The organism is Pantoea sp. NSTU24, from assembly GCF_050157905.1.
Lineage (GTDB): Bacteria > Pseudomonadota > Gammaproteobacteria > Enterobacterales > Enterobacteriaceae > Pantoea.
Genome location: NZ_JBKIWZ010000003.1, coordinates 350,478 through 377,141 on the forward strand (window position 1 = coordinate 350,478; position 26,664 = coordinate 377,141).

The following is a 26,664-nucleotide window of genomic DNA, read 5'->3' on the forward strand; positions in this document are numbered from 1 at the left end:
AATTCGCCCGCAGCCCGCGCTGCGGGCGAATTTATGCGTGTGACTTCGGCTGGAGCCAGTGCTCGATGTCGCTGGCGGGCAGCGGTTTTGAGAAGAAGTAGCCCTGGATTTGATCGCAGCCGTAGGTTTTCAGCAACGCCAGCGTGGACTCGGACTCGACACCTTCCGCGAGCACGGTATAGTTCAGCTCTTTCAGCATATTAATGATGCATCTGACGATGACTTTTGACGCCTCATCATCACTCATCCGCGTGATCAGGGAACGATCGATTTTAATCACATCCAGCGGGATATCCTGCAGATAGCTGATGTTGCTGTAACCGACGCCGAAATCGTCCAGCGAGATGACAAAACCGTGCGATTTCAGCGCGGTCAGCCCGTCGATTCCCACGTTGCTGCGGGTGATCAGCTCATTCTCCAGACATTCGATGCCCAGAATGGCATTCGGCAACTGCACTGCGGCGAGTTTTGCCACCAGCCGATCGGCAAAATCGGGACGGGCGAAGTCACGCTCGCTGACGTTGATCGAAACCGGGATCAGATTGTATTCGCTTTTCCAGCGCGCCAGCTGTTCAATCGTATGGTCGATAACCCAGTTCGTCAGATCGGAAATCAGGTTGGTTTTACCCGCTAATGGAACAAATTCTGAAGGAAAAAGTTCACCGCGCTCAGGATGATTCCAGCGGATCAGCGCTTCCAGGCCAACTGTCTTACCGGTTCTGAGGCAAACTTTGGGCTGCCAGACAAGATAAAGCTCTTCATCTCTCTTCAGCGCCTGAGCCAGGTCATTCATGATGATGAAATCATCATTGCGTCGGGTGTCATAACTTTCGTCAAATGACATGGCGCTGATTTCTTCATCGATCGCTTCATGCAGCGCACTGACCGCCTGCCGCACCGTTTCGTTAGGATCCATCTGGCCGGGCACGAACTCGGTTTCACCAGCGAAGACATCCAGATCCAGCGTGATATTCTCTGCCAGGTCAGCCTTCATCCCCCTGAACAGGTCAGGAATAGTGTGGGCCGTGTACCGGCCCGAATAAGGCTGGATAAGAGCAAAACGGCCGGGGGCAAAGGTGTAGAGCGTTTCACTATCTGACAGATTCAGGCGTTGTGCCGCCTCCTGTGCCAGCAGCTTCAGCAGTTTTTCCATTGGCGCAATGCCGACCGCACGCGAAAGCTCATAGGCACGAATGATGTCGAGGCAGTCGATCAGGATGAGACGAAAGCGACTATGTGGATCGGTAATCGTCAGCTGCTGGATATCGCGGATCAGGCGCGGGCGGTTGGGCAGATGGGTAATGACATCGGCAAAACCGGCATTGTTCCAGGCATCCAGAAAAGAGGTGACCAGCGTGGCCAGCGAACGCAGCGTGGCCAGCTTTTCATCGCTGAAAAGATGCGGCTGCGTATCGGTGACGCAGAGCGTTCCCAGCACGGCGCCGTCCAGATTCTGCAGCGAGACACCGGCGTAGAAACGGATATGCGGATCACCTTCAACAAACGGGTGCGTCACGAAACGCTCGTCCAGCAGGGTATCCACCACGACCAGATGACCTTCCCCATCAAGTACGTGACGGCAGAGAGATTCATCACGGGTTGACTTTTTGAGGTCGAAGTTGCGGGACGCTTTAATGTATTGATTGTGATCGTCAATAATCGAAATAAAGCTGCCTGCAATGCCCAGCACCTGGCTGGCAAGCTGAACAAACCTCTCCAGCACCTTATCGCGGGTTTCGTCAGGGGTAAGAAGGGCTTTGATTGCACTCAGACGTTTTACGTCACTGCCATTTTGCTCGTTATGCACTGAAACCTCTCCTATGCAGGCGCAAAAGCCGAAAAATTTCGCTTAAGATTGCTCAATTAGCGCCTAATTATCAGACAAATAGCGGCTCAATCTGACAGTACTTTCACAGCGAAACAGTGTCGCACGATATCGGATGACTGTCGAAAGCATTTAAGTGTGTCGATCAACGCGCGCAACATCCGGTGACTCCATCCTGAACCCCAGTCCAATCAGGCGACCCAGCAGAAAACGCAGAAACGGCAGGCGACGGATAATGCCGGGCACCTTACTGCCCTGAGTCGCTTTTCGTCTGGCTTTGCTGCGGCTCATTTTAATCTGCAGGAACTGGGTTGCGACGGTCGGAAACTGGCGGCGTTTCTGCACTTTTTCCAGATCACGCAGCGACAGTTCGCCCCGTTTCAGGGGAACGGTCAGCAGATTTGCCGTTGCCACGGCATCCTGTATGGCCAGATTGACGCCCACTCCGCCAATCGGCGACATCGCATGTGCCGCATCGCCAATGCAGAGCACGCCGGGTCTGGCCCACCTGTCCAGTCGATCGATGCGTATTGAAAGTAGCTTAAATGCGTCCCAGCTGCTGATTTCTGTCATTCGCGCTGCGCCAAACGGTGATAATGCCGCCACTTCTGCCTTAAATGCCGTCAGCCCGGCGGCCTGCTTCGCCTCAAACTCTCCTTTGGGAATGGTCAGGCCACATTGCCAGTAATCGCCGCGATCGATGACAATAAAGTTCTGGCGCGGCCCTTTATGGCCCATACCCAGTTCAGGATCCTCAGGCTGTTTGCTCAGGCGGAACCAGATCACGTCGCGTGCGGCGCCAAACGCCTGACCTGTCAGCCCGGCGGCTTCCCGAACCCGCGAATGACGGCCATCAGCCCCGATAACCAGATTACAGCGGATATGCAGTTGCTGGTTGCCGCGTTTTGCGGTGAGGCCACTGATCCGGCCATTCTCCTCTTGCAGCGACTCAAATGCGGTGGATTGCAGCAGGCTGAAACCAGGATAGCGGGTACTCTGTTCCGCCATAAAGTTCAGGAAGTCCCACTGCGGCATAAAGGCAATGAAACGACACTGAACCGGCAGGCGCGAGAAGTCCGCCATGGTGATATTCTCGCCAGCGATTTCCGCTTCCAGCTTTTCAGCACGCTGATGCGGCAGACGGAGAAAAGTTTCCAGCAGCCCGAGCTGGTGCATGATCTCCAGCGTCGACGGATGAATGGTGTCCCCACGAAAATCGTGGAGAAAATCAGCGTGCTTTTCGATAACCATCACGCGCAGACCCGCGCGGGCAAACAGATAACCCAGCATCAGTCCGGCCGGGCCACCGCCAACGATACAGCAGTCAGTGGTGAGAATTTCAGTGGAATGTGGCTGCATGTCAGCTCCCTGTTGCGCCAGTCGTGCGATGAGTATTGCGTTATCTATGCAGCTTTGCCGCAGTCGGTTAAGGATGCCGTACCGGGCAAAGCAGGCGGCAAAGTAGCCCGGCCTGACACGTCCTGCACCCGGCGTCAGCAGTCAGACAATCGTGCTGAACGCGCTCATCACTATCCTGTAAGCGTTCCTGCTGGCACCGAAAAATAAGATAACGCCAGTTGAAAACCAAAGACGTTCTGCACCAGTACAGACGGTTTCACCCGCCTCCGTTGCTGCCACCCTGCGGTGGTGATTTCTGCCAGCTGGCCGTATCGCGTCTCGCTGATGGCTGTCGAACGAAAACTGAAAAATCAGAGTAACCCAGCCTACCGCGAACGGATGGCGCAAGTGGTTTGTCCACCACACAAGTCGTCACGCTTTTCCACAAATGGATTTGTTACTGTCGTTTGTTTTCACCCGGCCTGTCAGTAAACTGAGGCGCTGGTCTGGTCGAATAAGAATGCCTCTCAATGAATGAAGAATCACCGCAGTCGGTTTATGTCCCCCGCTCTATCGCGGCGCGTAGTCGGATGTTTCGCGCCCTGCTCTATCGTGATAAAACGCCGCTGGCCATGCTATTTTGCGCCGCGCTGGTCGGCACGCTGGTCGGCCTGGCGGGCGTGGCCTTTGCCCGTGCCGTCGAAACTATCCAGCAGTGGCGGGCCAGCACGCTGATTGCTGCACATTTTCAGGGCTGGACGATCTACGTGGCGGCCTTCGCTATCTCCGCGCTGCTGGCAATGGTGGGCTATTTTCTGGTCAGACGCTTTGCGCCAGAGGCGGGTGGTTCCGGCATACCTGAAATTGAAGGGGCGCTGGAAGAGCTGCGGCCTGTGCGCTGGTGGCGGGTTATTCCGGTAAAGTTCTTTGGTGGTATGGGCACACTGGGTGCCGGTATGGTGCTGGGACGGGAGGGGCCCACGGTACAACTGGGCGGTAACATTGGCCGTATGGTGATCGATCTCATCGGGATGCGCAATAATGAAGCGCGGCATACCTTGCTGGCGACCGGCGCGGCGGCGGGGCTGGCAGCGGCTTTTAATGCGCCCCTGGCAGGTATCCTCTTTATTATCGAAGAGATGCGGCCACAGTTTCGCTATAACCTGATTTCGATTAAAGCGGTTTTCACCGGCGTGATTATGGCCAGCATCGTCTATCGCTATTTCAACGGCGAACTGGCGGTGATCTCTGTAGGTAAACTGGCAGATGCGCCGGTACAGACGCTCTGGCTTTACCTGATACTGGGAATGATCATTGGCATGGTCGGCGTGCTGTTTAATCGGCTGATCTTTCTGACACAGGATCTCTTCGCCCGTTTTTATGCCGGAAAAACGGCACGCGTGGTGCTGGCGGGCGCCCTGCTGGGCGGTGGCTGTGGCATTCTCGCACTGCTGTTTGCGCCAGGTGCAGGCGGAGGGTCAGAACTGATCCCTCAGGCGGTTCATGGCATTTTTCCGCTCACACTGCTGCTGCTGATTTTTGTTGTCAGGCTGGTCACCACCCTGCTCTGTTTCGGCTCAGGTGCGCCAGGCGGCATTTTTGCGCCGATGCTGGCGCTGGGCACGCTGCTGGGCACCGCCTTTGGTGTGGTGATGACAGATCTGTTCCCGCTTTACCATCTTGAAGCAGGAACCTTTGCGATAGCGGGCATGGGCGCCCTGTTTGCGGCGTCGGTTCGCGCACCGCTGACCGGCATTGTTCTGGTGCTGGAGATGACCGATAACTATCAGCTTATCCTGCCGATGATCATCACCTGCCTGGGTGCCACGCTGCTGGCACAGTTTATGGGCGGAAAGCCGCTTTATTCTTCTATCCTGGCCCGTACGCTGGCCCGCCAGACCGAAACACCCCGCCCTTGAGGGCGGGTGAACCACGCAGCTATTCATCATCGAAATAGTCAGCAGGCATCTGTCACGGTGCCTGATTGATAACCCGATTAGTTTCCGGCCTTTCATTCTCCACGTCTGTCACTATCCCAAACGCAGGATTTATCAGGGTTGCCTGATCACAGAAGCTGGACGTCAGAAAGATAAAAGCCCTGACTGAAACAGCCAGGGCTTTTAGGTTACTACTGATTGAACATTTACCATTAACTGACTTAATTAAAAGATATAACTCAGGTACTGCTATTAATGAACAGATTCTGCGGATAACAGCGAACAGGATAAGGTGTCGCTGTTATTAACGGTTTAAACCACCTGAGAGTCTTTTATGAAACGAAGACAGGTCAGGCCCGTATAAATCTGCACACCCCCATCGCGATATATACTCTTTGATGCGTTGCCTTACTTTCATTACGACATTTAAACCACAGTCGTATCCTGTCGTAAAGTCACGTTCAGAACTACGAGGCCTTACATCATCGCGACGCGATACTGCTTGATTCAGACTCAATTTAACAGGGTTATCAGTTATTAACGAACAGTGTCTGATAGGGTTGTTAACAGAATCACCGACAATGCAGTCAGGCATTTAGTCGGCACCGTTTACTCAGAACAGATGGCGTTCTGATATATCATGACAGCTATACGCCGCTGACAACTCTTAATCTACGCAGATAAAAAAGGTTGTCAACACTGATTTTAAAACCATGTTTAAATATTCAGTTATTTGCGCTTAATAGTGTTTTAAAGGCCAGTCCCTCTCTTTTTTATAACGAAACGAATTAAAAAAATTATTTCCTTTCGTTCCGGATAATTCAGCGGGTTACGATTTATTCAGCAACCTGATGAAATAAAAAAGGCGCCCGCAGGCGCCCTCTCAGAACGGATATCTGTTTATTTCGCCAGCGTCGACAGCAACACCTTCGCCGTTTCCGCCGAGGAGCCGGGATTCTGTCCGGTAATCAACAGACCATCCTGCACGGTATAGGATTGCCAGTCATCTCCGCGTGAATAGAGGCCACCGTTTTCTTTCAGGGCATCTTCCACCAGGAACGGCACCACATCGGTCAGTCCAACGCCCTCTTCTTCACTGTTGGTGAATCCGGTGACCTTTTTGCCCTTAACCAGCGGTGTGCCATCCGCATTTTTAACGTGACGCAGTACGCCAGGCGCATGACAGACCAGCGCAACGGGTTTGCCCGCCTGCAGGGTCTGCTCAATCAGCGAAATGGAGTGCTCGTCGTTCGCCAGATCCCACAGTGGACCATGACCGCCCGGATAGAAAACGGCATCGAAAGCGGCCTGGTCGACACTATTCAGCGGTACGGTTGAGGCCAGTGCGGCCTGCGCCTTGCTGTCAGCATGGAAGCGGCGAGTCTCATCCGTCTGAGAATCCGGTTCATCACTTTTCGGATCCAGCGGAGGCTGACCCCCTTTCGGGGATGCCAGCGTAATCTCTGCTCCCGCATCCAGAAACGCATAGTAAGGCGCGGCAAGCTCTTCCAGCCAGAAACCGGTTTTCTTACCGGTGTTACCCAACTCGTCATGCGAGGTCAACACCATCAAAATTTTCATTTCCGCTCCATTTCACAGTCTGTGGTTGAGGTTCCGGGATAGTCAGAATCGGCGTGCGCCTCGCCCCTGGCTGCGTGACACCTGGCTGGGACGGGATCCTGACTATTCAGGTCATTTATTTCTTAAATTTCAGTCATTCACATAACATTATAGCTTAACCCGTGTGACCTGATTTCTCAGACCCCTCTGCTAATGATAAGAGAAGCGCGCCGCGTCACGCGCGCTGTTGAGCACCGGTTATTGCGCAGCCCATACGCTCAAAGGCGCTTAACCGGGCAGGTAAACCTCAACGCCACGCAATTCATTCCTGTTCGTTTCCGGATGCGGGCGACGCCGAAAGCAGAACAGCTGGCGGACAGATGAACAACGTATGGGATCGCTGAAGAGCTACTCCGGATTCAGGCCAGTAAAAAAGGCTGCCCTGAAGGCAGCCTTTTTTACTGGCTCAGGCGAGCCGGGCAGCCGGTGAGTGGCCGGTGCGCCACCACAGAATCAGCGCAGCCAGGGCAATAACGCCGAGAACCGCAAAGGCGGTGCTGTAAGAGTAACGCGCGGCGATCATCCCGGTCATGGCGGGGCTCAGCGCCGCGCCTGCGCCCTGCATCAGCATAATGACGCTCTGTCCGGCGTTGACATGCCCTGTTCCGCGCAGCAAAGAAACGATATAACCCGGCACCGCCACCCCAAGGATTCCGGCTGCAACGCCATCCAGTACCTGAACGGGAATGACAAAGATGGGCCCGGCAAAACTCGCCGCGATAACAGCACGCAGCGGCAAAATCATCAGGGCAATCAGGATAAAGAGACGAAAACCGTGCGTCTCGACACGCTTAGAAACCCACAGCGCAACCGGGATCATGACCAGCTGAGAGATCACGACCGTGGCAGCCGCGTAAAGACCCGGGCTTACCGCTGACTGTCCTCCCTCAGAAGCGACACGCATGCTCAGCATTGGCAGTAACGCGGCATTGGCGAGATGAAACAGCAGCAGCGTGACACCGGCGATCATCAGCGCCGGTTTGCGCATCAGCACCGCCAGGCCCAGCGCAGGCTGGCGTTCCTCATGCTGCTCATAGCCACGCGCCACCTCGTTATCGATCTCATCACCACGTATTGCCAGCGTGGCGAAAGCGGCGAAAATCGCCATTACCGTCATCAGAATAAAAACACCGCCCATTCCCCAGTACCAGGCGGAGAACCCGGCCAGTAAGGCCGCTATGGTGTTACCGCCATGATTAAAGGCTTCGTTGCGGCCCATCTGCTGGTTAAAGCCTCGCTGGCCGGTTAGCCCCAGTGTAATCCCCGCGACGGTCGGACCGATAAACGCCGCCGCAATGCCCGCCACAATCTGAGACACCATTGCTGTCCAGGTCTGATTGCTGTACCACAGCAGTAGCGTGGCGACGGTGATGACCAGACAGCCCACCAGCACGATCATCTTTTTATAACGGGTGGCGTCAACGGCGATCCCGGCCGGCAGCGTAGCAAGAAGGCCAGCGATGCCGCCGCAGGTCATCACCAGACCGATTTCGTCAGGACGCCAGTGTCGTTCCGTCAGAAAGATGCCCAGAAACGGCCCCAGGCCGTCGCGGACATCAGCCAGAAAAAAACTCATCAGGCAGAGCGCGTAGAGTGAACGCTTAGACATATCATATCCCTTGAAGGTAAGTGTTAAAGAGAGTGGCGCTTCGGTTAAAAAATTATGTGCTACAACCCGGAAAGTCACACTCTGTTATAGTAACAAAATGAAAAAGCCACCCGTAATACTATACGAGTGGCTTTTTGCTTTTCAGACCTCAGAAAAAGAGCGGACTATTTATCTGTTCCGAAACCCTGTTTCAGTAGTGCAGGCAGGACGTCCGGGAAGTAGATGTGTCTGTAGTAACCACTGACGCTGTCACTCCAGCTTTCGCCGTCGCTGCGACCAATGTTTTTCCAGTGCTGAACCATTTCATCGTTATAAGCCGCAATCTGCTGTGCCAGGCCCTGCGTCTGGTAAGTTTCATCATGGCGGAACGTCGCCAGCGGTAAACGCGGTTTCTGATGCGCAGGCTCATCAACATGACCGATGACCACGCCCGCTACCGGGAAAGTCAGGGGCGGCAGCTCAAGTAGTGAAATCATCGCCTGTGGATCGCGACGAATTCCGCCAATCGGCACGATGCCCAGCCCTTCTGCCCGCGCAGCGGCCATGACCGACCCCAACGCAATACCGATATCGGTTGCACCCGACACGATACTTTCAATGCTTTCATGCGCAATCTGCTGCTGACCGACCGCGTCGATCGCCACTGCTGATTTATGCATATCCAGTACGAAAGTGATAAAGATGGGGGCTTTCGCGATCCACGGCTGGCCACCTGCAATAGCGGCGATCTCAGCGCGGCGTCCGGCATCACGGGTAATGACAACTGAAACCTGCTGTGAGTTGACGGAGGTGGGTGCGCGATAAGCGGTGCTGATAATACGATCCAGCACAGCCTCGTCGACGGGCCGCTCGGTAAAACTGCGTTCACTTTTATGGCTGGTGAAAATATCAATCAAATCGCTCATGGTTCCTCCCATAGAAAGCGCAACTATAACAGTACAGTGCATACATGCTTGGTAATTCGAGGGTTTTTGGGCGGGCTTTTGTAACTGTTTTTTAGTATTTACACGTATATGTACGCTTCTGAAAACCAGGGTGAAAGTCACTGGATTTATATTACCGGCCTGAACGGATCTTATACCGTTACAATCGTTATGGTCACTTTTCCCGGCACGATGATTCCCTCCAGTCCATCCCCTCGATAGTCTCGCCATCCTGGGTGCTAATCCCCGTATTGAACAGTTTCTGCCGCTGAGTGTAATCGCCGAGCTGGAATGCCACTTTGTCGCCCGGCTTGCCTTACACCGTTCTGTCCACCATTGCCAATCCAGACGGCGTCTCAATCATCAACATGTGAGACGGGTGAGGCATTAAATTCTGTTGAGAGTCTTGATCGCAATATATGTAATATAAGTCAGACCTGACGTCCGCTTGTGGCACATAGCCCCTTTACACTAAATAATGCCCTGTCCATTTTCGCTTTATCAGTAATGGCTATTTTATTCCCGGAATATCTTTCAGCCTTGTTGTATAGCGTGGCGACAACCTTTCGCGCTTCATCTGCCATGAGCTGTCGCGCTCTCCCTGCCCTGCAAACCAGACTTTTCCTTTTCCTGAGCGATTAATGCCGTCCAGTGCCGCCATCAAGGCGTCTGCATTCGCACGCGGCTGCTGCTCACTGAACATGTCAAACTGCGCCACGCCTGACTGGTAAAAATCACCCAGCATGACACCGGCTTTGGCATACCGGTAGCCATCCCGCCAGATAGCTGAAAGCCCCCGAAGCGCCAGGTCAATAATGTCGCGCGTATCGTTCGTCGGATAATCGCTGATACGTGAGGCGGTATTTGAATATTGTGGTTCATTACCATGACGGGCAGTAGCGATGGAGACACTGATTAGCCTGCAGCGCGAGTTCTGCTCCCTGAGCTTTTCTGCCGCGCGTGTGGCATACAGCACGACTGCCTGCTGCATGTCTTCAGGTTTTTCGACTCTTTCACCAAAAGATCGCGAGTTCAGTATGTGCTGTTTCGGCTGCGGTGCATCCTCAAGCGCGATGCAGCACTCGCCATTCAGCTCACGGGTAATACGCTCGACGATGACGTCAAAATTTTTCCGTATCATACTGATGTTACTCTCAGCCAGTTGCAGAGCCGTCGTTATTCCCAGCTGATTCATGCGCCTGCTGATGCGCAGACCAATTCCCCAGATATCACTGACGTCAGTCAGGTGCAGGAGTTTCCGCTGACGGATTCTGTCGGACAGGTCCACGACGCCGTTCGTCTGTGTCCACTTCTTTGCCGCATGGTTGGCCAGTTTTGCCAGCGTTTTTGTCGGCGCAAGCCCCACGCCGATGATGAGTCCAGTTTCCCTGCGGATACGCTCGCGCATCTGCTGACCGTATATTTCAGGTGGTGTAAGGCTGCTGATTCCGGTGACATCCAGAAAACACTCGTCTATAGAGTAAACCTCCTGTCCCGCAGCCATTTCTCCCAGTATCGCCATCATACGTGCCGACATGTCGCCATTTATGTGGAATGCAATTTAAACAAAAAAAATGAGCAACTATTCCTCATGGACTGAAATCCAGAGCCCCACTTATTCAGCCTTAAATTGCTGCAGTTTACCTCCGCTCAGAGCATAAAGAAGTGAACTGGTAAGACATAGCCGGAAAATCGATTTCCCTGAGAGGGGGTTATCTGCCATGCTTCTTCTGAAGCCCTTAAGCGGGCAATGAGTCTTATCCCTTACCACCCCCTATGCAGGAAAAATGATGATAAAAAAATACAGGATCCCGGGACTGACCGCGGTGGCGCTTCTTCTCATCAGCACCCTCGCCGGTGCCGCAGAGGCGCGCTGGACGTTTGACGGCGATATCCACAACAATTCTCTTGCTGTCAGTCCCGATGAAAAAACGGCGGTGGCCTCCTACAGTGAGCGCCCTGACGTGGTGGTTTACGACCTGGTTAACGGCAAAGTCAGAAAGGTGCTGAAGGGATACGTCACGCCCCGCAATGCGCTTTTCTCCCCCGACGGGAAGGCTGTATATCTTTCAGACAGCAGCCTCGGCGTGGTCAGAAAAATCAGCACCGGGACGCTTGACGTGGAGACCACGCTGCCGCTGGGGGCCGGGGCATTCGGTACAGCCATCAGCCGTGACGGTCAGCGTCTGTATGTGAATAACGAAGCCGCCAGCACACTCTCGGTGTATGACCTGACCCACAACCGGCCCGTTTCGGTTGTGACGGGTTTTGCTCAGCCCCGTCAGGGCATCAAAATCAGCCCGGACGGCAAAACCGTCTACGTCACCAACTTTAAGGGCGATAAAATCACCCTCGTTGACGCCGTAACGGGTGAGATTCGCGGCGAGATAACCGGCTTCAGCAAGCTGCGCGCCATTTCTGTCAGCGCCGACGGCCGCACGCTTTACGCGGCTAACAGCGGGAGCAACACCATCGCAGTGGTTGACACGCAGAAGCGCGCCATTACGGCAACCATTCCCGTGGGGCAGGACCCTTACGGTGCCGCCCTGACACCGGATAACCGCTATGTTTACAGCGGCAACCTGGGTGACAACAGCCTCTCCGTTATTGATACCGCCGCCGGTAAGGTGGTCGCCACTGTTACCGGACTGGATGCGCCCCGTCAGGCCATCGTTTTCAGTAAAGACAGTGCCCGCGCGTGGGTGCTGAATAAAGACCTCAGTATTTCGGTGGTTGACCTGAAACAGAACCGCGTCACGGCCACGATTAAAAGCCCGCCGAAGGCCTGATTCAGTCCCTCCCTCACTCCGGTGCAGTAACAGTCTTTCGCAGGGTGAGGGAGGATAAACCACTTTTACAGATTTATTTTAGCTGAATAACCTGTTTTAAAGATTTACGTCTGCATGCCTATACTGTTTCTGTTTACACAGGAGATCCCGGCATGAACGATAAAATATTTACCCTGCATAACGGAGCACGCCCGCTGAGCGCGCTGAGCAGCCCGAAAGAGGCCATACGTCAGTTCACGCCAAACTGGTTCGCCGCCACCATGGGAACCGGTATCCTGTCGCTGTCTCTGGCGCAGTTCCCCTGGCCGGTTCCGGGATTGCGCCTCGTCGCGGAAGGGCTGTGGATGTTTAACATCCTGCTGTTCAGCGTTTTTGCCGTGATGTATCTGGCCCGCTGGGTCATGTACTTCGGTGAGGCAAAGCGCATCTTCGGCCATTCAACCGTGTCCATGTTCTTCGGCACCATCCCGATGGGCATGGCGACCATCATCAACGGCCTGCTGGCGTTCGGTCTTCCCCGGTGGGGCGCAGACGTCATTCCGGTGGCGCACGCCCTGTGGTGGCTGGACGTGGCGATGTCGCTGCTGTGCGGCGTGTGTATTCCTTACATGATGTTTACCCGGCAGCAGCACAGCATTGACCAGATGACGGCCGTCTGGTTACTGCCGGTTGTGGCTGCCGAGGTCGCAGCGGTCAGCGGCGGCCTGCTGGCGCCGCACATTGCCGACACCCACGCGCAGCTCGGCATCATTATTACCAGCTACGTGCTGTGGGCTTACTCCGTACCGGTGGCGCTGAGCATCCTTGCCATCCTGCTGCTGCGTATGGCCCTGCACAAGCTGCCGCACGAAAGCATGGCAGCCTCAAGCTGGCTGGCCCTGGGGCCGATTGGCACCGGTTCGCTCGGTATGCTGGTCATCGGCGGCGATGCGCCCGGGGTGTTTGCCGCGGCGGGCATGCCGGAAATCGCTCACATCGCGCAGGGCGTGGGGTTCGTTGCCGGCATTCTCTTCTGGGGCTGCGGCCTGTGGTGGATGCTGCTGGCCACGCTGATAACCGTGCGATACTTTCGTGAAGGCATTCCGTTCAACCTGGGATGGTGGGGCTTTACCTTCCCGCTGGGCGTGTACACCGTCGCCACGCTGAAGCTGTCCACCCTCGTTGACCTGGCGTTCTTTAAAGGCTTCGGCGCGCTTCTTGTCGTCATGCTGGCCGCCATGTGGCTGCTTGTCGCTGTGAAGACGGTGCGCGGGGCATGGAGCGGGAAACTCTTTGTTTCCCCCTGCCTGGCAGGCCTGGACCGGAAGTCGTGAGTGAAACCTGCACGTCGCTGCTGGACCCCTTTCTGCGCGAGGAGCGCCTCGCGGCGATTACCGCGCCGCACGTAGCCGCGCTGAATCGCTGGGTCAGCGGGCAGCGTCAGGCCGGCGTGGAACTGCCGTGGTTTGATCCGGCCGACGGCGGGACCGGGGCCGGACTGCTTGTCCTGCTGCAGTCGCCGGCGCGCAGCAGCCCGTCACCCCGGTTCGTTTCGCGAGATAACCCGGGGCCGGCCCAGCAGAATCTGGGGCGGTTTCTGGCGGAGGCCGGTATTGCGCGCCGGGACAGCGTGCTGTGGAATACGGTGCCCTGGGTCAGTGACGGGCCGCAGAAACGGCCCTCAGCGGCGGACATCCGCAGCGGCTGCGCCTGGCTTGAGGGCGTGCTGGCGTATCTGCCCGCGCTGCGCGTGGTGGTGCTGGCCGGTGCCGTAGCGGCGCAGGCCCGCGGGACGGTCAGCTGCCTTCGCCCCGGCGTCACGGTGCTGACTATGCCTCACCCCAGCCCGCTGTCGCTTTGCACAAGCCCGGCAGTGCCGGAAAACATCCGCCAGGTGCTCCGCGAGGCACGCACTGCGCTGGCGGGCTGAGAGCGCCGCCGGAATAATACTGACAGGTTTTGCAACCGGCTCTATACTCACAGTACAGGGTGATGGCGTTCCACCCTTCCCAACCGCTCCGTTCAGGAGCTGATGACGCCTGATGTGACTCTTGATTTTCAGGAGGTGCGTCAGGCCGTCCTTACTTTCCTCCCGGCCTGCGTACTTCCCTCTATGGGGAGAGACCTGTGATACACGTTTTTGGCCACATTAATCCTGACAGCGACGCCATCTGCACGACCGTCGTCACCGCACACTGGCTGACCGGGCGCGGAATGGATGCCCGCGCATGGCGTCTCGGCGAGGCTAACCGGGAAACCCGCTTTATCTTTGACGCCGCCGGCCTCACGCTGCCGCCGCTGCTCGCTTTTCCGCTAAAGGATGAACGGGTCTGGCTGGTCGATTTCACCGAACCGGCACAGGGGCCTGACGACCTGCTCCGGAGCAACGTCGTGGGCATCACTGACCACCACCGGCTGGGCGGGCTGATAACGCAACTGCCGCCGGAGGTACATATTCGCCCGGTTGGCAGCAGCGCCACGCTGCTCTGGCTGCTGATGGACGCAGAAGCGCGCCGCATGCTGCCCCCGACGCTCGCCGTGCTTCTGCTGGGCGCACTCCTGAGTGATACCGTGAATCTTCGCTCGCCGACCACCACCGAAGACGATATCCGTTCGGCGACCGAACTGGGCGCACTGTCTGGCGTAAACCGCAGAGCCTTCGCCCGTGACCTCCTCACCGCAAAAACAGACGTCAGCGGCCTCAGCGCACAGCAGCTGCTGGACAGGGACCTCAAGGCCTTCGTCATTGCCGGCACCGACGTGCGCATAGCCCAGATTGAGGTCAGCTCACCGTCACAGGTTGCCCCCGTGATGAACGACCTGCTCGCAGCACTGGCGTATCTGGCAGACCAGTCGGGAGCTGGCCTGGCGGTGCTGATGCTGACCGACATTCGTACCGGGTTCTCAACGCTTTACTTCGCCGGGCGGGAGAGCGTTAACGTCGCCTCCTGCTCCGTACCGGGCATGCTCAGCCGCAAAAAGCAGCTTCTGCCGTGGCTTGAGTCCCGCCTTAACCAGAACGGAGGTTCATTATGACCTGCTACACCCACGCACTGATACTTGTGAACGATAAAAACGACGGCACTCTTCTGCTGAAACGGGCGGTCGCGCTGGCGCAGCCGCTCGGCATGAAAATCACCCTGGCGCACATCAGCGACGACTACCGGGAGATGAACTACGTGTCTGACAGCCTGATGGACGACGTCGTGTCGGAGGAGGTGCTGAAAGGCAAAGCGTTTATGAGTGAGCTGGCGGCCTCCGTGCCTGAGACGGTAGACACGCGGGAGCTGGTGACCATGCGCCGCGTTGAGGACGTGGAGAAGTGCATCGCGGAGCTGGGCGTGGACCTCGTGCTTGCCGGGCACCGAAACCGCTTTATGGGAATGCTCACCTCCCGCTCGGCGGACTACATCAACCACCTTACGGTGGATGTGCTTATCACTCACCTGACTGACTGAACCGGGAGAAACACCATGCGCTTTACACTGGATAACGTAACCGCCCGTGAAATTCTTGACTCGCGCGGCAACCCCACCGTTGAAGTTGAAGCCCGGACTACGGACGGGATGATGGCGCGCGCCTCGGTGCCTTCCGGGGCCAGTACCGGCTCGCGCGAGGCCGCAGAGCGCCGCGACGGTGACGCACACCGTTTTGGCGGTAAAGGCGTGCTGGATGCCGTCAGGGCGGTTAATACGGAAATCTGCCAGGCCGTGCGCGGCAGCGACGTGCGCGAACAGCGTCAGCTGGACAACATCATGCTGGCGCTGGACGGCACGGAGAACAAGAGTCGCCTGGGTGCCAATGCCATTCTGGGCGTGTCGCTGGCGGTGGCCCGGCTGGCGGCACAGGCCTCCCACGAGCCGCTGTGGCGCTACCTGGGTGGCCTGCAGGCGAACCTGCTGCCCGTGCCGTGCATGAACATTATCAACGGCGGCGTGCACGCCCGCGGTCAGGGCGCGGACTTTCAGGAGTTCATGATAGCCCCGCACGGCGCACCCACGCTGCGCGAGGCCGTACGTCAGGGCAGCGAGGTCTACCAGGCGCTGCGCCAGATCCTGCTGGACAACAACCTGTCGGCGGCAGTGGGCGACGAAGGCGGTTTTGCGCCCGCCGTGTCGTCAAACCGCGACCCGCTGGCGTTTATCGTACAGGCCATTGAGAAAGCCGGATACCGGCCCGGAGAAGACATCAGCATCTGCATGGACCCTGCCTCAAGTGAGTTTTTCGCAGACGGCAAATATCATCTGCGCACCGAGGGCAGCGCGCTGAGCGCGGCGGAAATGACGGCATACTACGGCGAGCTGATGGACCAGTTTCCCGTCATCCTGCTGGAAGACGGCCTGGCCGAGGACGACTGGGCGGGCTGGAAGCATTTGCACCGGCAGCTTGCGGGCAGGGCCGAACTGGTTGGTGACGACCTGTTTGTCACCAACGTGAAGTATATCCAGCGCGGCATTGACGAAAACCTCGCCAGCGCCGCACTGATTAAACTCAATCAGATAGGCTCGCTCAGCGAAACGCTGGACGCCGTGGCGCTCTGCCAGCGGCACGGCTGGGGCGCGTTCATGTCCCACCGCAGCGGGGAAACCACGGACACGTTCCTTGCCGACCTGACGGTGGCCCTGCGCGCGGGACACCTGAAAACCGGCGCGCCGTGCCGCGGCGAACGCGTGGAAAAGTACAACCAGCTGATGCGCATTGAGCAGGCGCTGGGTGACGATGCGCACTACGCGGGGCTTCATGCGTTTGTGCGCCGCACGTAGCACATCCGCCGGACGGTCCCCGTCCGGCACAGAAGGAATGCCTGTGGCCTCTGCAACGCTGATCCTTTTGCGTCACGGCGAAAGCCAGTGGAACCGGGAAAACCGTTTTACCGGATGGACAGACGTGCCGCTGACGGTCAGGGGGCGGCAGGAGGCCGACCGGGCCGGTGACGCGTTGCGGGCAGCGGGCCTGATGCCCGACCGTGTCTTCACCTCGGTGATGACACGCTGCGTTCACACGGTCTGGCGGGTGCTGGACCGTCTTGACCGCAGCTGGACGCCCGTGGAAAAGAGCTGGCGACTGAATGAGCGCCACTACGGGGCGCTGCAGGGGCTGAACAAGGACGACGCTGCCCGGATAATGGGGGAAGAGACTGTCCGGCTCTGGCGCAAAAGCTTCAGCGGCATTCCGCCCGCGGACGCGGAGGCTCCGGCGCAGCTGCGTCGGGATCTGCGCTACCGCCGCGTTGCGCTGGCCGACCTGCCTGCAACGGAAAGCCTGGAAATGACGCTGCGCCGCGTCATGCCGTACTGGCAGCATGCTGTGGTACCGCAGTTACGCTGCGGAAGTTCCGTTCTGGTTGTGGCGCACGGCAACACGCTGCGCGCCCTGACCGCCTTCCTGGACGGCATGCCTTACGACAGCGTGGCACAGCTGCACATCCCGACCGGCGTGCCGGTCGTATATCAGATGGATGCGGCCGCCCAGGTCGTGTCCCGTGATGTTCTGAATATTAAAAAAAAGGAGTGAACGTGAATCAGCTTTTTGCCGTCATCACCGGCGGTGCTTTAGGGTGTGTTATCCGCTGGCAGCTGGGCGCGCGCCTGAATGCGCTTTTTCCGGACCTGCCGCCGGGGACGCTGCTGGTCAACCTGCTGGGTGGATTTATCATCGGGGCGGCCCTGGCGTATTTTCTGCGCCATCCCGGCCTCGATCCGGCCTGGCGGCTGCTCATTACCACCGGGCTGTGTGGAGGAATGACGACCTTCTCCACATTTTCAGCTGAGGTTTTTGCCCTGCTGCAGTCAGGCAGCTATGCCTGGGCAGCCGCCTCGGTGCTGATACACGTGCTGGGTTCGCTGGCCATGACGGCGGCCGGATTTTATATCATGACGCTGTGTGGTTAACCCGGACCGTACGGCCTTTAATCCAGGCGAGACCTCAGTGCAGCGACCGCTGCACTGAGGTCAGACAGTTCAGTATATTGTTCAGAAGCGCTCTCTGCGGGCCTGACCCGACAGGGTTTACGCCTGTAATGCTTCTCGTAAATCCGGGGCACTGTCGTGACAGAGTTTCAGGTCTGTCTGTTCTGGTAAAGGTCCCAGCGATTGCCATAGATGTCCTCAAACACGACAACCATTCCGTATTCTTCCTCCCGCGGCTCCTGACAGAAGTGGACGCCTTTTGCCTTCATAGCATTGTAGTCGCGCCAGAAGTTGTCGGTCTGCAGGAACAGAAAAACCCGTCCGCCGCACTGATTGCCGATAAAGCCTTCCTGCCGATCGTTCGACGCGCGGGCAAGAAGAATAGCACAGTCGCTGTCAGGGTCCGGCGTCACCACGACCCAGCGCTTACCCGGCTGCGGCGTGTCCTCAATCAGGGTAAAGCCCAGCTTATCGGTGTAATACTCAATTGCACGATCGTAGTCATCGACCACAACAGCCACATACCCCATACATCGCTTCTGTTTTCTCATCTGCGGCTCCATCAGTTACGGCATCACGCCCGCTATAATCAGATTTATATCAGATACGACGTTCGGTCGTCTGTACTGACTCTGCGCTGACACCCTCAGGCCGGACATTGTAAGCATCTGATCCGTCAGGATTGTGGATCCAGTCTTGTAAGAACCCGCTCAACCTTTTCAGCATCCTGCTCCAGTATGGATCTCTCATCGGGAGTGAGCGGAACCTCTTCGAGGTAACGCCGGATGGATGCTTTACTCTCCATTATCAGCCCGCGCGCGCTGTCTTTAAGCAGGTTAAAATCGCAGCCGATGCAGGCCATCCGGTGCTGACAGCTGCTCCAGAAAGGGTTCGTGCAGTATGAGTCACCCAGATCATAGTACGTCGCGGGTCCGGTCAGACTGGCGGCTTCCGGATCGTGGTCAATCAGCACGCTTATCATATGAGAGACCCTGTCGGCTTTGACGAACGAAGCGGCCAGCTGAGTCGGACGTATACGAATATAATGCAGGGTTGACTGTGGGGATGAATGGCCGGACCACTGCATCAGCTCATGTAAAGACATCCCCCCGGCAACACTGGCCAGTGCTGTAACGGCAGAAGCACGGCCGCGGTGGCTGGTAATGGGACCGCGTGAATCTTCCACAGACATACCCGCTCTGGCGCAGAGAAGCGGAATGACAGTGAGATTTATTATGTTTCTTCCCACCGGTTTACCCCGGTTCTGAAACAGATAACGAACTTTTTCACCGGTGCGTTCATCCGTAAATGCTGCCTGCTCCTGAGGACGCTCACTGAGCCAGATATCGACATATTTTTTCACAACAGACGAGACTGGCTTAACAAAAGCTTTAGACGTTTTGCCGGCTGGTACGCTGAGATAGCACAGAGTACCGGCCGGGACAGGGCTGCTGTTTTCCTGCAGAATGTCATCCACCTGTGGGGTAACGCAGTTCATTGTCAGGCGCAACAGCTCGTTCTGTCGCAGCCCGGCATGCGTCCAGATAACCGCCATAGCCTGAAGCATAGACAGGGGATAATGAATTTCGCTCAGCAAATCTTCCTGACGCAGGTTCAGACTCGCCCAGACCAGTCTGAGCCAGACCGGATCATCAATAACGCGGGGGCTCACGCCCTGACGAAACAGCGGTGTATCAGGCGTGGACAGATGGCGGGCCGGACTGAACTTTAATCGCCCCCATCCCCAGCTTTCATAATCAAGCATAAAACGGCGAATGGCATAAACAAACCGGCTGCGGGAATGCGGCATCAGGGGTTCTCCTGAGCGTTTTGATTGTCTGCCCCCTTTCTTTGTATCCAGTGACAGCTCGTCTACTTTCAGTCTGCCGACCATTGCAATAAAGCTGGCGCAGGTTTCCATTGTCCAGTCAGAGGGCTCGCATATTTCCGGCTTTTCCCGGGCAAGCCACAGGCCACAGCGGAGAATAAAACTGTACTGAGTTTCTCTGGAGCGGGGGCGGAGTACCGACGTTTCCCGCCACATCCGGCACCACCGCGCCCAGTCAGGTGCGATACCTTGTGTTGGCTTTTCATGCCATTCCTGATAGTTACGCATTCTCAGGGGGCTCTCTATAATTCCCATAGCAGCAAGCGCACAGGATATTTTCCCCGTAGCTCTTGCGATTCCCCGGTCGTGGCAGTTCTGCCCCCGCCACAGGAGGTCTGTCGTAAAAGTTTCAAGACGCGGGTCGTTGTTCATCAGCATCAGTACACCCAGCATACCGGACATATTGTGCTTCTGATTCTGCCCGGCATATCCCATTGAGATCAGAACGTCTGTCAGCCGGTTAATTTCATGACTGACAATACTCCGGCCATATATAGCACTGGCGTACAACGACGGTGCGCCATGCACTGGCAGGCTGAGCGGAGAAGAAAACGGACCGAGATGAAAGGCAAAAGCAGCAAGCAGGGGCCTGCCGGAACAGTGTTGCTCACAGAGCGTTAACCATCTTTCCTGCGTCCACTGCCAGCAGGGCTGACCCGACCGGTGCGTTTCTGCAAGAACGGCAAGGAGGGTAATTCTGGCAAGTCTGACACTGATACTGCTTCGTGAGGCAATGTCCTGCAGAGGCAGCAGCAAATATGGCAGGGAATCTGGCCGATCGAGCGCAGCAGACCGCCGGTAGCCTGTACGTATCGCGTCTTTTTCCTCAGGACTCAGCGCATCGCTCAGCTGATAATCTGTGCGTTTGAAAGGTATATAAGTGACTGTGTTTTTTTTTCCACTCATCAGTAAGCCCCCGCCTGAAAAATAAGGCCAGCGATTTTCCTGTCGGTTTCAGCTACGGCTGCGGTTATCCGGCCAGACAGATCGGACCCTGACAGATGGATATAAATCTGTGTGGTGCGCGGATCTCTGTGTCCAGCATAAGTCGCCAGCTCATGCAGCTTCCAGCCGGCCCGAGCCAGATGGGTCAGGCGAAGATGGCGAAAGGTGTGGGTTGTAATCTGTGGAAGCCCCGTATCCAGAGCCCATCTGCGCACGGTTTTACTCCAGCTCCACACAGAAAGAGGAGTGCCGTAATTACGATCAGAAAATGAACGGAACAACGCCCCCTGTGTCCGGCCAGCCCGCTTCAGCTGCCGGAAAAGGTTTGCCAGTACCGGCGTAATGTCCGGACCATAGCACACAACCCTTTCACGCCGGCTTTTCGTTGTTTCCGGGCGGATACGGATCAGGCGATGAGCAGGGTCGATATCCTCAAGCGTCAGGGCTGTCACCTCTGCACGGCGGAGTGCACCAAAATAGGCCAGTGCGAGCATCAGCCGGTCCCGCAGGGAAGCAGCTGAAACATGTTTAAGAAATCTCAGCCATTGTTCATTGTCAGGTATTACAGGTAAGCGGGTGATACGCGGGACAAGCCCCCGCCCGGTATAAATGGCACCCGGTAAACCCGCGCGGGGTAGCGGATTGAGACTGCATATATCCTGATAAACAAGAAAGTCATACCAGAGACGGATAGCAGACAGGCGCAGCTGGAGCGTGGCACTGGCCGCAGGGTAAGGCATGCCAGGCAGCTGAGGGCGGATGTAGGCGGCGAGGTCTTCAAACCGGGCTTTTTCAGGTTCAATTCCGTTCTCGCTGCAGAACGAAAAGTAATGATGAAGGGCGCTACGGTAGGCGGTGAGTGTGCCCTGCGCCCGCCCGAGATCGGATAACAGTTTCAGCCAGCGCTCTGCCAGCAATAGGCTTTGTTCATTCGGTGGGATCAGCATCGTGTTCTCCTCTGACAGCAATATCGCTGCTCAAAGTTTACTCACTCAATGTTGCATTCCACTTAACTTACTATAGCTCGTAGTTAGAGCTGAATACGTGCACACGGTTCTCCCTGAAGAAGCGCTCATTCTTAAACAACGGGGCAGCCATTTTTATGCCCATGCGCTTTGCTTCAGCTGAACGCGCAATAACGCAGCCGTCGTTATTCGACACGACCACAATGGGTTTTCCGCGCAGATCAGGACGGAATACCGTTTCGCAGGAGGCATAAAAATTATTGGCATCGGCCAGCGCGAACATCCCTACTCTCCTGCCCGCCCGTTGAATCCCACCCCAGCCACATCAGTCAGAGCGTAGGCAACCACGCCCCATACGGGGAGCGCCTGACTTACATCAAGCAGCGTTACATTCTCATCTGCGTCAAGCGCCTGCAGGGCGGGAACGGGATTGAGCAGCAGTCGCCTCAGCGTCAATTCCCCATCAAACTCCGCAACAATTAGCTGGCCATGCACAGGCTTAAGTGCACGGTCAACTGCCAGCACGGAGCCTTTAACAATACCGGCAGCAGGACAGTCGCTTTCGCTGCGCATAAGATAGGTTGAGTAAGGGGAAAGGTGTACAAGATCGCCCAGGTTTAAACGCGTTTCAGTATAATTCTGGGCGGGATTCTGAAAGGCCATGAAATGCTCCATTCTGATCGGCGTAGCTGCCTGTCTGTTAAAACCTGCGCATCCTCTACACAGATACATTGACTACTTCTGGTATGAGTATACGTCGTTATAAGTGTAATGCCCGCTTCTGGCACAAAGCGGACAAAGTAACTAAGTTGAACGTCCGCTATGAGCGAAAAGCGGACATTGATCATTCAGATAATCCCCGCCGGGTTTGAAATGCGTATCCGCCAGCCCTTATCCGCCCCTTGTTCCATCACCTGTGTGGCGATACCGCAATCATCTTTTTGAGTGCCGTCTTCTAACGTTGTAGTCAGCGACCATTTGATGATGGCAAGAATAAGGTCACCCGAAGGGATGAGAGTATGGATCTGGTTTCTGATAATTGGCCTCGATGCTATCAACGTGGTTAAAGCCATACGCAATGCAACAGGATCACTTTCGATGACAACATTGCTGGGCATTCTCATCGTGGCACGGTTACTGAAAACAGACATTAATGCGTCAATTTTTCCGGCATTAAATGCTTCATCAAATGCAGCGATGGTTTCAGCTGGTGATCGATGGACAGTGTCGCTCTTCTCAACCGAAGCGGCGAAAGTGGATATGTGTCCTGCAATTTCTTGAGGTGATTCCAGCGGCGAAAGATGTCCTGTGCCATGAACAATCACCATCGCTGCGTGAGGAATGCGAGGCAGCAGCTCTCTTTGCAACGTTTCCGGCATATCGACCCGGTCCAGCTCTCCTGATATGACTCTCACGGGAACATTAATGAAGGCAACTTCACTGGTAATGTCTTCGCGCATCGCGATGTCGGGCCAGGCGGCCTTCGCTTCAGTTCCGGCGCTCAGACTGTCTTCAATAACCTGCTCACGGAGCGCCGGGCTAAGCGGCCTCGACGTCAGAACATTGTCGATAACAAATTCGACTGATTCACGACTGCTGTATGCACTGGTAAGTCTGTCGCGATCTTCTTTAGAAAGCATCATGGGCGAAGGAGGAGAGGGTGCAATTAACATAAGCCCTTCAAGACCCTGAGGCCGACGGGATGCCATCAATTGGGCAACTTTTCCTCCCATTGAGTGGCCAATCAGGATATAGCGTTTGAGCTTGAGCGCGGCAATCACGCCTTCAGCATCACTTGCAAGGTCCGCAATCCGGTATCCGGACTCCGGCGCATCTGATAATCCCCAGCCACGGTGATCGATAGCTACCGCGCGGTAGTGATCAGGTAACTGAGATATCACGTTCTGCCACGTTCTGGATGATCCGCCATAGTAATGCAGGAACACCAGTGCAAGTTCACCGCGACCATGTTGCTGTACATTAATACCTGTGTTGTTCACTGTAATTTTCATTATTTCATTCTCCTCATGGTTTAAAACAATGTTAATTACAGTTCTTATAAATGATAATTGGCTGAATAGTGTTTGCAGTCGATAACCGTATTATCGAATGGTGCGTGTAATGGACAAGTTTACCAGTATGAGGATTTTTATCGCGGCAGTTGAGGAAGGCAGTTTTGCTGCGGCCGCAAGACGTTTTAAGCTTTCATCTGCCATGGCAGGAAAACATGTCAGTGCTTTAGAATCCGATTTACACGTGCGGCTTATTCAGCGCTCTACACGCCGGCTGAGCCTGACGGATGCTGGTCAGCGATATTATGACCGCTGCAAAGTTATTATCGAGGCTCTGGATGACGCGGACAGGGAAGCCAGTGACATTCAGGCAACTCCCCGGGGATTATTACGCATCGCCGCCCCTATTGCCTTCGGCGAAATGCATCTGGGGAAGATTGTGTCACGCTACCTTGAGCAATTTCCGGAAGTCAGTGCGGGTGTTGTCCTTGAGGATAAGTATATTGATTTGCTTGAGGAACGGATTGATGTAGCCATACGCATAGGACGTCTGGACGACCCGACGCTTGTCACCCGACGTCTGGCACCATGTAGAATGGTTTTTTGCGCATCAACAGGCTTTCTGAAAAAATACGGTACGCCTGAAACGCCGAATGACATCTCGCGTATGCCGCGCCTGGCGTTCAGCCAGGCAATTTCTGCCGGAGACTGGACAATCTATGACGCAGATAACAGGCCGTACACTGTCGAAAGCCGCTGCCGGCTCACATCAAACAATATCCAGTTGTTAATGGACGCGGCCCTGGGCGGAACAGGGATTGTGTATGGTCCCTGTTTCGTTTTTCGAGAGCATATAAGACAGGGTCAGTTGATTGAGCTGCTGCCAGACTACAGAACATCAGAGCTTACCATTCAGGCAGTGTATCCGAGTGCGCTCCGCATTCCTTTTAAGGTTCGCACCTTCGTTGATTTTGTTGCTGATGCTTTAAAATCTATGCCGCTTTGAGATGCGGGTACTTGAACAAACATGAAAAAATGCCCGCTTTTGGCACAACGCGGACCTCATTGTTCCAGCATTGATTCTTTACCCTGGCTATACAGCGCTTATTCTATTTTCAAAACAGCAACTGCCATGCGTCTGTTCACTCAATGGCGCAGGCAAGCTTACAGACCTGACCCGGTAGAAGCAGGTAAACCGCGCCTGTTAAGTCGGGTGATAAAATGAAGGTGGTTGGCCTGTAACCCGACGGAACATCGTTGCGAAGGAAGAGCTATTGTCATAGCCGAGCGACAACGCGACTTCATTCACCGGTGTGCCCGTTCGCAGCAATGCCAGCGCGCTGACCACACAGGCTCGTTGACGCCAGGCGGAAAACGACATGCCGGTTTGCTGCCGAAAATGGCGACGAAATGTGCTGCTGCTCATGAACAGTGTACTGGCCCAGCGTTCGGCCGGATCATGGATGGCTGGCGCGCGTAAAAAAGCCTGACACAGCGCTAACAGCGCGGGCTGCTGCGGCAAAGGGATCTCGAACTCGCGCACCGGCATTGCCGCCAGTTCAAGCAGCATCAAATCTGTCAGCGCCCGATCGCGTACGCTTTCATAGCGCGGCGGCAAATCCACCGCCGCCATCAATAACTGTCGCAAAAGCGGTGATACGGCAATTACTTCGCAGCGACTGTTGTTACGTAAGCTGGCGGCGCATACGGGTTCGATATACAGGCTACGCGTAGTGACCCCCATAAACTTTACTGCATGCAGGGTTTCGGGGGGATCCATACCGCATGCTGGGGCGGAACCACCCATTCCCCGTCACGGGTTGAAACATACATCAAGCCGGTAGCGCCATACAGAAGCTGAGCACGGCGGTGATGATGTTGCGGCAGGAAAAATCCCTGCGCATAGTCGTTGCCGAGCGCCACAATCTCGCGATCCAGCCGATCGAAATCGTCGATTTTGCCGTTTCGCATATCCGCCCCCATCTGACCAGTTTGCAAGGGTAATTGAGCGCTGCGCAAATGGGAAGCGGGATGCTGGCGCGGTAAGCTGCTGCCTTATTTGCAAGGGGGCACTTCGTTGAACGATTTAATGATTATCGCAATGGCCGGCTTTACTACCGGCATTACAACGGTACTTTTTGGCTTCGGCGGCGGTTTTGTGGTGGTGCCCTTTGTTTACCAGCTGCTGGTGCGGCAGCCTCAACTGGCGGGCAGTGCGATGCATATTGCCGTGGCCACCTCGACGGCGGTGATGATTTTCAACGCGGGCTGGGTCAGCTACCAAAACTGGCGCGCGGACAGGCTTTCTTCAACTGTCCTGTTCCCGCTGCTGTGGTTTATCGCCATGGGCGCGGTGGCCGGTTCGTGGCTGGCGGGAATATTGAGCGAGGCGCTGGTTCGCGCACTTTTTATCGTTTATATGCTGGCGACGATTGGGGACTGCATGTTGCGCAAAGGCTTCTTCAGCGGCAGCGCGCCGCGTCGTTTATCATTTTTAACGGTCACCGTTGGCGGTATGCTAATCGGCATAATTGCCGCAATGCTGGGCGTGGGGGGCAGCGTAATGACGGTGCCGCTGTTGCGACGACACGGCCATGCGATGCGCGAGTGTATTAGCGCGTCCAACCCACTTTCCCTGCCGGTGGCGCTGTGCGGTACGGTGACCTATGCGATAAATGGCTGGCACAAAATTCCGACAGGCGGCTTTGTGGGTTTTATCAACCTGAAAATTTTGGGTCTTCTGCTGCTAACCGGCTGGGCAGGCATAGTGTTCAGCCGCAGGGCGATCCCTGCCGTCCCCGATGTCTTGCACACGCGAATCTACGTGATGCTGCTGTGCTTAGTGCTCATGGCAATGTTGCTTTGAACAAACCCTGTTTTGTGAGTTTGGGATATCTGCATGAAAAGTTGCTCCTGATACAAAGC

Annotated in this window: 22 protein-coding genes, 2 pseudogenes and 1 riboswitch; of the genes and pseudogenes, 11 read left to right on the top strand and 13 right to left on the bottom strand. The window is 55.9% G+C overall.

Translation table 11 applies throughout. From position 1 onward, the window contains the following. Positions 1-31: 31 nt before the first annotated feature. Positions 32-1,807 (bottom strand): sensor domain-containing phosphodiesterase, encoded by a 1,776-nt coding sequence (locus ACLHDD_RS20185; protein WP_427105604.1) that lies wholly within the window; start codon positions 1,805-1,807, stop codon positions 32-34. 150 nt (positions 1,808-1,957) lie between these two features. Next, positions 1,958-3,184 carry an FAD-dependent oxidoreductase gene (locus ACLHDD_RS20190; protein ID WP_427105605.1) on the bottom strand — a complete coding sequence of 409 codons (1,227 nt, stop codon included), beginning with the start codon at positions 3,182-3,184 and terminating at the stop codon, positions 1,958-1,960. Positions 3,185-3,693: 509 nt separating this feature from the next. On the opposite strand from ACLHDD_RS20190, the gene clcA reads away from it, so the two are divergent. Beyond that, a complete protein-coding gene (gene clcA, locus ACLHDD_RS20195) occupies positions 3,694-5,082 on the top strand; it encodes a H(+)/Cl(-) exchange transporter ClcA (RefSeq protein ID WP_427105606.1) in 1,389 nt (462 codons plus the stop codon). Positions 5,083-6,000: 918 nt separating this feature from the next. Here clcA and ACLHDD_RS20200 read toward each other — a convergent pair. The 4 genes from ACLHDD_RS20200 to umuC all read right to left on the bottom strand — a co-directional run bounded on the left by ACLHDD_RS20200 (position 6,001) and on the right by umuC (position 10,789). Continuing rightward, complete coding sequence (locus tag ACLHDD_RS20200) at positions 6,001-6,681, bottom strand: type 1 glutamine amidotransferase domain-containing protein (RefSeq protein ID WP_427105607.1); 681 nt, start codon at positions 6,679-6,681, stop codon at positions 6,001-6,003. A gap of 445 nt (positions 6,682-7,126) precedes the next feature. After that, positions 7,127-8,329: an MFS transporter gene (locus ACLHDD_RS20205; RefSeq protein ID WP_427105608.1), complete on the bottom strand. Its 1,203-nt coding sequence runs from the start codon at positions 8,327-8,329 to the stop codon at positions 7,127-7,129. 164 nt (positions 8,330-8,493) lie between these two features. Next, the gene (locus ACLHDD_RS20210) at positions 8,494-9,234 is read right to left on the bottom strand and encodes a nitroreductase family protein (RefSeq protein ID WP_427105609.1); all 741 of its coding nucleotides are present in this window, start codon (positions 9,232-9,234) and stop codon (positions 8,494-8,496) included. Between the two features lie 529 nt (positions 9,235-9,763). Further along, positions 9,764-10,789, bottom strand: coding sequence for a translesion error-prone DNA polymerase V subunit UmuC (gene umuC, locus ACLHDD_RS20215; RefSeq protein WP_427105610.1), 1,026 nt, complete (start codon positions 10,787-10,789; stop codon positions 9,764-9,766). A 253-nt stretch (positions 10,790-11,042) separates the two neighbouring features. Here umuC and ACLHDD_RS20220 point away from each other — a divergent pair, with 253 nt between their 5' ends. The 8 genes from ACLHDD_RS20220 (at position 11,043) to crcB (ending at position 17,911) form a co-directional block, all read left to right on the top strand. Further along, complete coding sequence (locus ACLHDD_RS20220) at positions 11,043-12,041, top strand: YncE family protein (protein WP_085016771.1); 999 nt, start codon at positions 11,043-11,045, stop codon at positions 12,039-12,041. 152 nt (positions 12,042-12,193) lie between these two features. Further along, on the top strand, positions 12,194-13,354 hold the full coding sequence (locus tag ACLHDD_RS20225) for a TDT family transporter (protein WP_085016770.1): 1,161 nt from the start codon (positions 12,194-12,196) through the stop codon (positions 13,352-13,354). Further along, positions 13,351-13,950, top strand: a complete 600-nt coding sequence (locus ACLHDD_RS20230; protein WP_085016769.1) for a uracil-DNA glycosylase family protein — start codon at positions 13,351-13,353, stop codon at positions 13,948-13,950. The genes ACLHDD_RS20225 and ACLHDD_RS20230 overlap by 4 nt, the downstream gene beginning before the upstream one ends. A gap of 49 nt (positions 13,951-13,999) precedes the next feature. Continuing rightward, positions 14,000-14,069: riboswitch (Fluoride riboswitch) on the top strand. 78 nt (positions 14,070-14,147) lie between these two features. Continuing rightward, positions 14,148-15,056, top strand: coding sequence for a DHHA2 domain-containing protein (locus ACLHDD_RS20235; RefSeq protein WP_085016768.1), 909 nt, complete (start codon positions 14,148-14,150; stop codon positions 15,054-15,056). After that, entirely contained in the window at positions 15,053-15,478 is a 426-nt protein-coding gene (locus ACLHDD_RS20240; RefSeq protein WP_085016767.1) for a universal stress protein, read from the top strand. Before ACLHDD_RS20235 ends, ACLHDD_RS20240 begins: the two co-directional genes overlap by 4 nt. Positions 15,479-15,493: 15 nt before the next feature. Then, positions 15,494-16,783: a phosphopyruvate hydratase gene (gene eno / locus ACLHDD_RS20245; protein WP_085016766.1), complete on the top strand. Its 1,290-nt coding sequence runs from the start codon at positions 15,494-15,496 to the stop codon at positions 16,781-16,783. Between the two features lie 43 nt (positions 16,784-16,826). Beyond that, positions 16,827-17,534 (top strand): 2,3-bisphosphoglycerate-dependent phosphoglycerate mutase, encoded by a 708-nt coding sequence (locus ACLHDD_RS20250; RefSeq protein WP_085016765.1) that lies wholly within the window; start codon positions 16,827-16,829, stop codon positions 17,532-17,534. Between the two features lie 2 nt (positions 17,535-17,536). Continuing rightward, a complete protein-coding gene (gene crcB / locus ACLHDD_RS20255; RefSeq protein WP_010260804.1) occupies positions 17,537-17,911 on the top strand; it encodes a fluoride efflux transporter CrcB in 375 nt (124 codons plus the stop codon). A 167-nt stretch (positions 17,912-18,078) separates the two neighbouring features. Here the strand turns inward: crcB and ACLHDD_RS20260 are convergent, their stop codons facing one another. The 6 genes and pseudogenes from ACLHDD_RS20260 to ACLHDD_RS20285 all read right to left on the bottom strand — a co-directional run bounded on the left by ACLHDD_RS20260 (position 18,079) and on the right by ACLHDD_RS20285 (position 23,739). Continuing rightward, on the bottom strand, positions 18,079-18,480 hold the full coding sequence (locus ACLHDD_RS20260; RefSeq protein WP_085016764.1) for a VOC family protein: 402 nt from the start codon (positions 18,478-18,480) through the stop codon (positions 18,079-18,081). 125 nt (positions 18,481-18,605) lie between these two features. Continuing rightward, a complete protein-coding gene (locus tag ACLHDD_RS20265) occupies positions 18,606-20,723 on the bottom strand; it encodes a tyrosine-type recombinase/integrase (RefSeq protein ID WP_110412210.1) in 2,118 nt (705 codons plus the stop codon). Beyond that, complete coding sequence (locus ACLHDD_RS20270; RefSeq protein WP_085016762.1) at positions 20,723-21,709, bottom strand: tyrosine-type recombinase/integrase; 987 nt, start codon at positions 21,707-21,709, stop codon at positions 20,723-20,725. Before ACLHDD_RS20270 ends, ACLHDD_RS20265 begins: the two co-directional genes overlap by 1 nt. 73 nt (positions 21,710-21,782) lie before the next feature. Continuing rightward, a pseudogene (locus ACLHDD_RS20275) lies at positions 21,783-22,010 on the bottom strand (translesion error-prone DNA polymerase V subunit UmuC); the annotation flags it as partial. A gap of 2 nt (positions 22,011-22,012) precedes the next feature. After that, positions 22,013-22,390: a S24 family peptidase gene (locus ACLHDD_RS20280; RefSeq protein ID WP_427105611.1), complete on the bottom strand. Its 378-nt coding sequence runs from the start codon at positions 22,388-22,390 to the stop codon at positions 22,013-22,015. A gap of 185 nt (positions 22,391-22,575) precedes the next feature. Beyond that, entirely contained in the window at positions 22,576-23,739 is a 1,164-nt protein-coding gene (locus ACLHDD_RS20285) for an alpha/beta fold hydrolase (protein WP_427105612.1), read from the bottom strand. A 109-nt stretch (positions 23,740-23,848) separates the two neighbouring features. Between ACLHDD_RS20285 and ACLHDD_RS20290 the strand changes: the two genes are divergently transcribed. Beyond that, the gene (locus tag ACLHDD_RS20290; RefSeq protein ID WP_427105613.1) at positions 23,849-24,745 is read left to right on the top strand and encodes a LysR family transcriptional regulator; all 897 of its coding nucleotides are present in this window, start codon (positions 23,849-23,851) and stop codon (positions 24,743-24,745) included. Between the two features lie 198 nt (positions 24,746-24,943). On the opposite strand, the pseudogene ACLHDD_RS20295 reads toward ACLHDD_RS20290, so the two are convergent. Continuing rightward, a pseudogene (locus tag ACLHDD_RS20295) lies at positions 24,944-25,710 on the bottom strand (AraC family transcriptional regulator). Positions 25,711-25,816: 106 nt separating this feature from the next. Here ACLHDD_RS20295 and ACLHDD_RS20300 point away from each other — a divergent pair. Then, positions 25,817-26,605 carry a sulfite exporter TauE/SafE family protein gene (locus ACLHDD_RS20300; protein WP_427105614.1) on the top strand — a complete coding sequence of 263 codons (789 nt, stop codon included), beginning with the start codon at positions 25,817-25,819 and terminating at the stop codon, positions 26,603-26,605. Positions 26,606-26,664 lie beyond the last annotated feature (59 nt).

Coding starts and splice junctions, on each gene's coding strand:
- ACLHDD_RS20190 (WP_427105605.1), bottom strand. CDS start 3,184: ATGCAGCCACATTCCACTGAAATTCTCACCACTGACTGCTGTATCGTT.
- clcA (WP_427105606.1), top strand. CDS start 3,694: ATGAATGAAGAATCACCGCAGTCGGTTTATGTCCCCCGCTCTATCGCG.
- ACLHDD_RS20200 (WP_427105607.1), bottom strand. CDS start 6,681: ATGAAAATTTTGATGGTGTTGACCTCGCATGACGAGTTGGGTAACACC.
- ACLHDD_RS20205 (WP_427105608.1), bottom strand. CDS start 8,329: ATGTCTAAGCGTTCACTCTACGCGCTCTGCCTGATGAGTTTTTTTCTG.
- ACLHDD_RS20210 (WP_427105609.1), bottom strand. CDS start 9,234: ATGAGCGATTTGATTGATATTTTCACCAGCCATAAAAGTGAACGCAGT.
- umuC (WP_427105610.1), bottom strand. CDS start 10,789: ATGTCGGCACGTATGATGGCGATACTGGGAGAAATGGCTGCGGGACAG.
- ACLHDD_RS20220 (WP_085016771.1), top strand. CDS start 11,043: ATGATAAAAAAATACAGGATCCCGGGACTGACCGCGGTGGCGCTTCTT.
- ACLHDD_RS20225 (WP_085016770.1), top strand. CDS start 12,194: ATGAACGATAAAATATTTACCCTGCATAACGGAGCACGCCCGCTGAGC.
- ACLHDD_RS20240 (WP_085016767.1), top strand. CDS start 15,053: ATGACCTGCTACACCCACGCACTGATACTTGTGAACGATAAAAACGAC.
- eno (WP_085016766.1), top strand. CDS start 15,494: ATGCGCTTTACACTGGATAACGTAACCGCCCGTGAAATTCTTGACTCG.
- ACLHDD_RS20260 (WP_085016764.1), bottom strand. CDS start 18,480: ATGAGAAAACAGAAGCGATGTATGGGGTATGTGGCTGTTGTGGTCGAT.
- ACLHDD_RS20265 (WP_110412210.1), bottom strand. CDS start 20,723: ATGAGTGGAAAAAAAAACACAGTCACTTATATACCTTTCAAACGCACA.
- ACLHDD_RS20270 (WP_085016762.1), bottom strand. CDS start 21,709: ATGCTGATCCCACCGAATGAACAAAGCCTATTGCTGGCAGAGCGCTGG.
- ACLHDD_RS20280 (WP_427105611.1), bottom strand. CDS start 22,390: ATGGCCTTTCAGAATCCCGCCCAGAATTATACTGAAACGCGTTTAAAC.
- ACLHDD_RS20285 (WP_427105612.1), bottom strand. CDS start 23,739: ATGAAAATTACAGTGAACAACACAGGTATTAATGTACAGCAACATGGT.
- ACLHDD_RS20290 (WP_427105613.1), top strand. CDS start 23,849: ATGGACAAGTTTACCAGTATGAGGATTTTTATCGCGGCAGTTGAGGAA.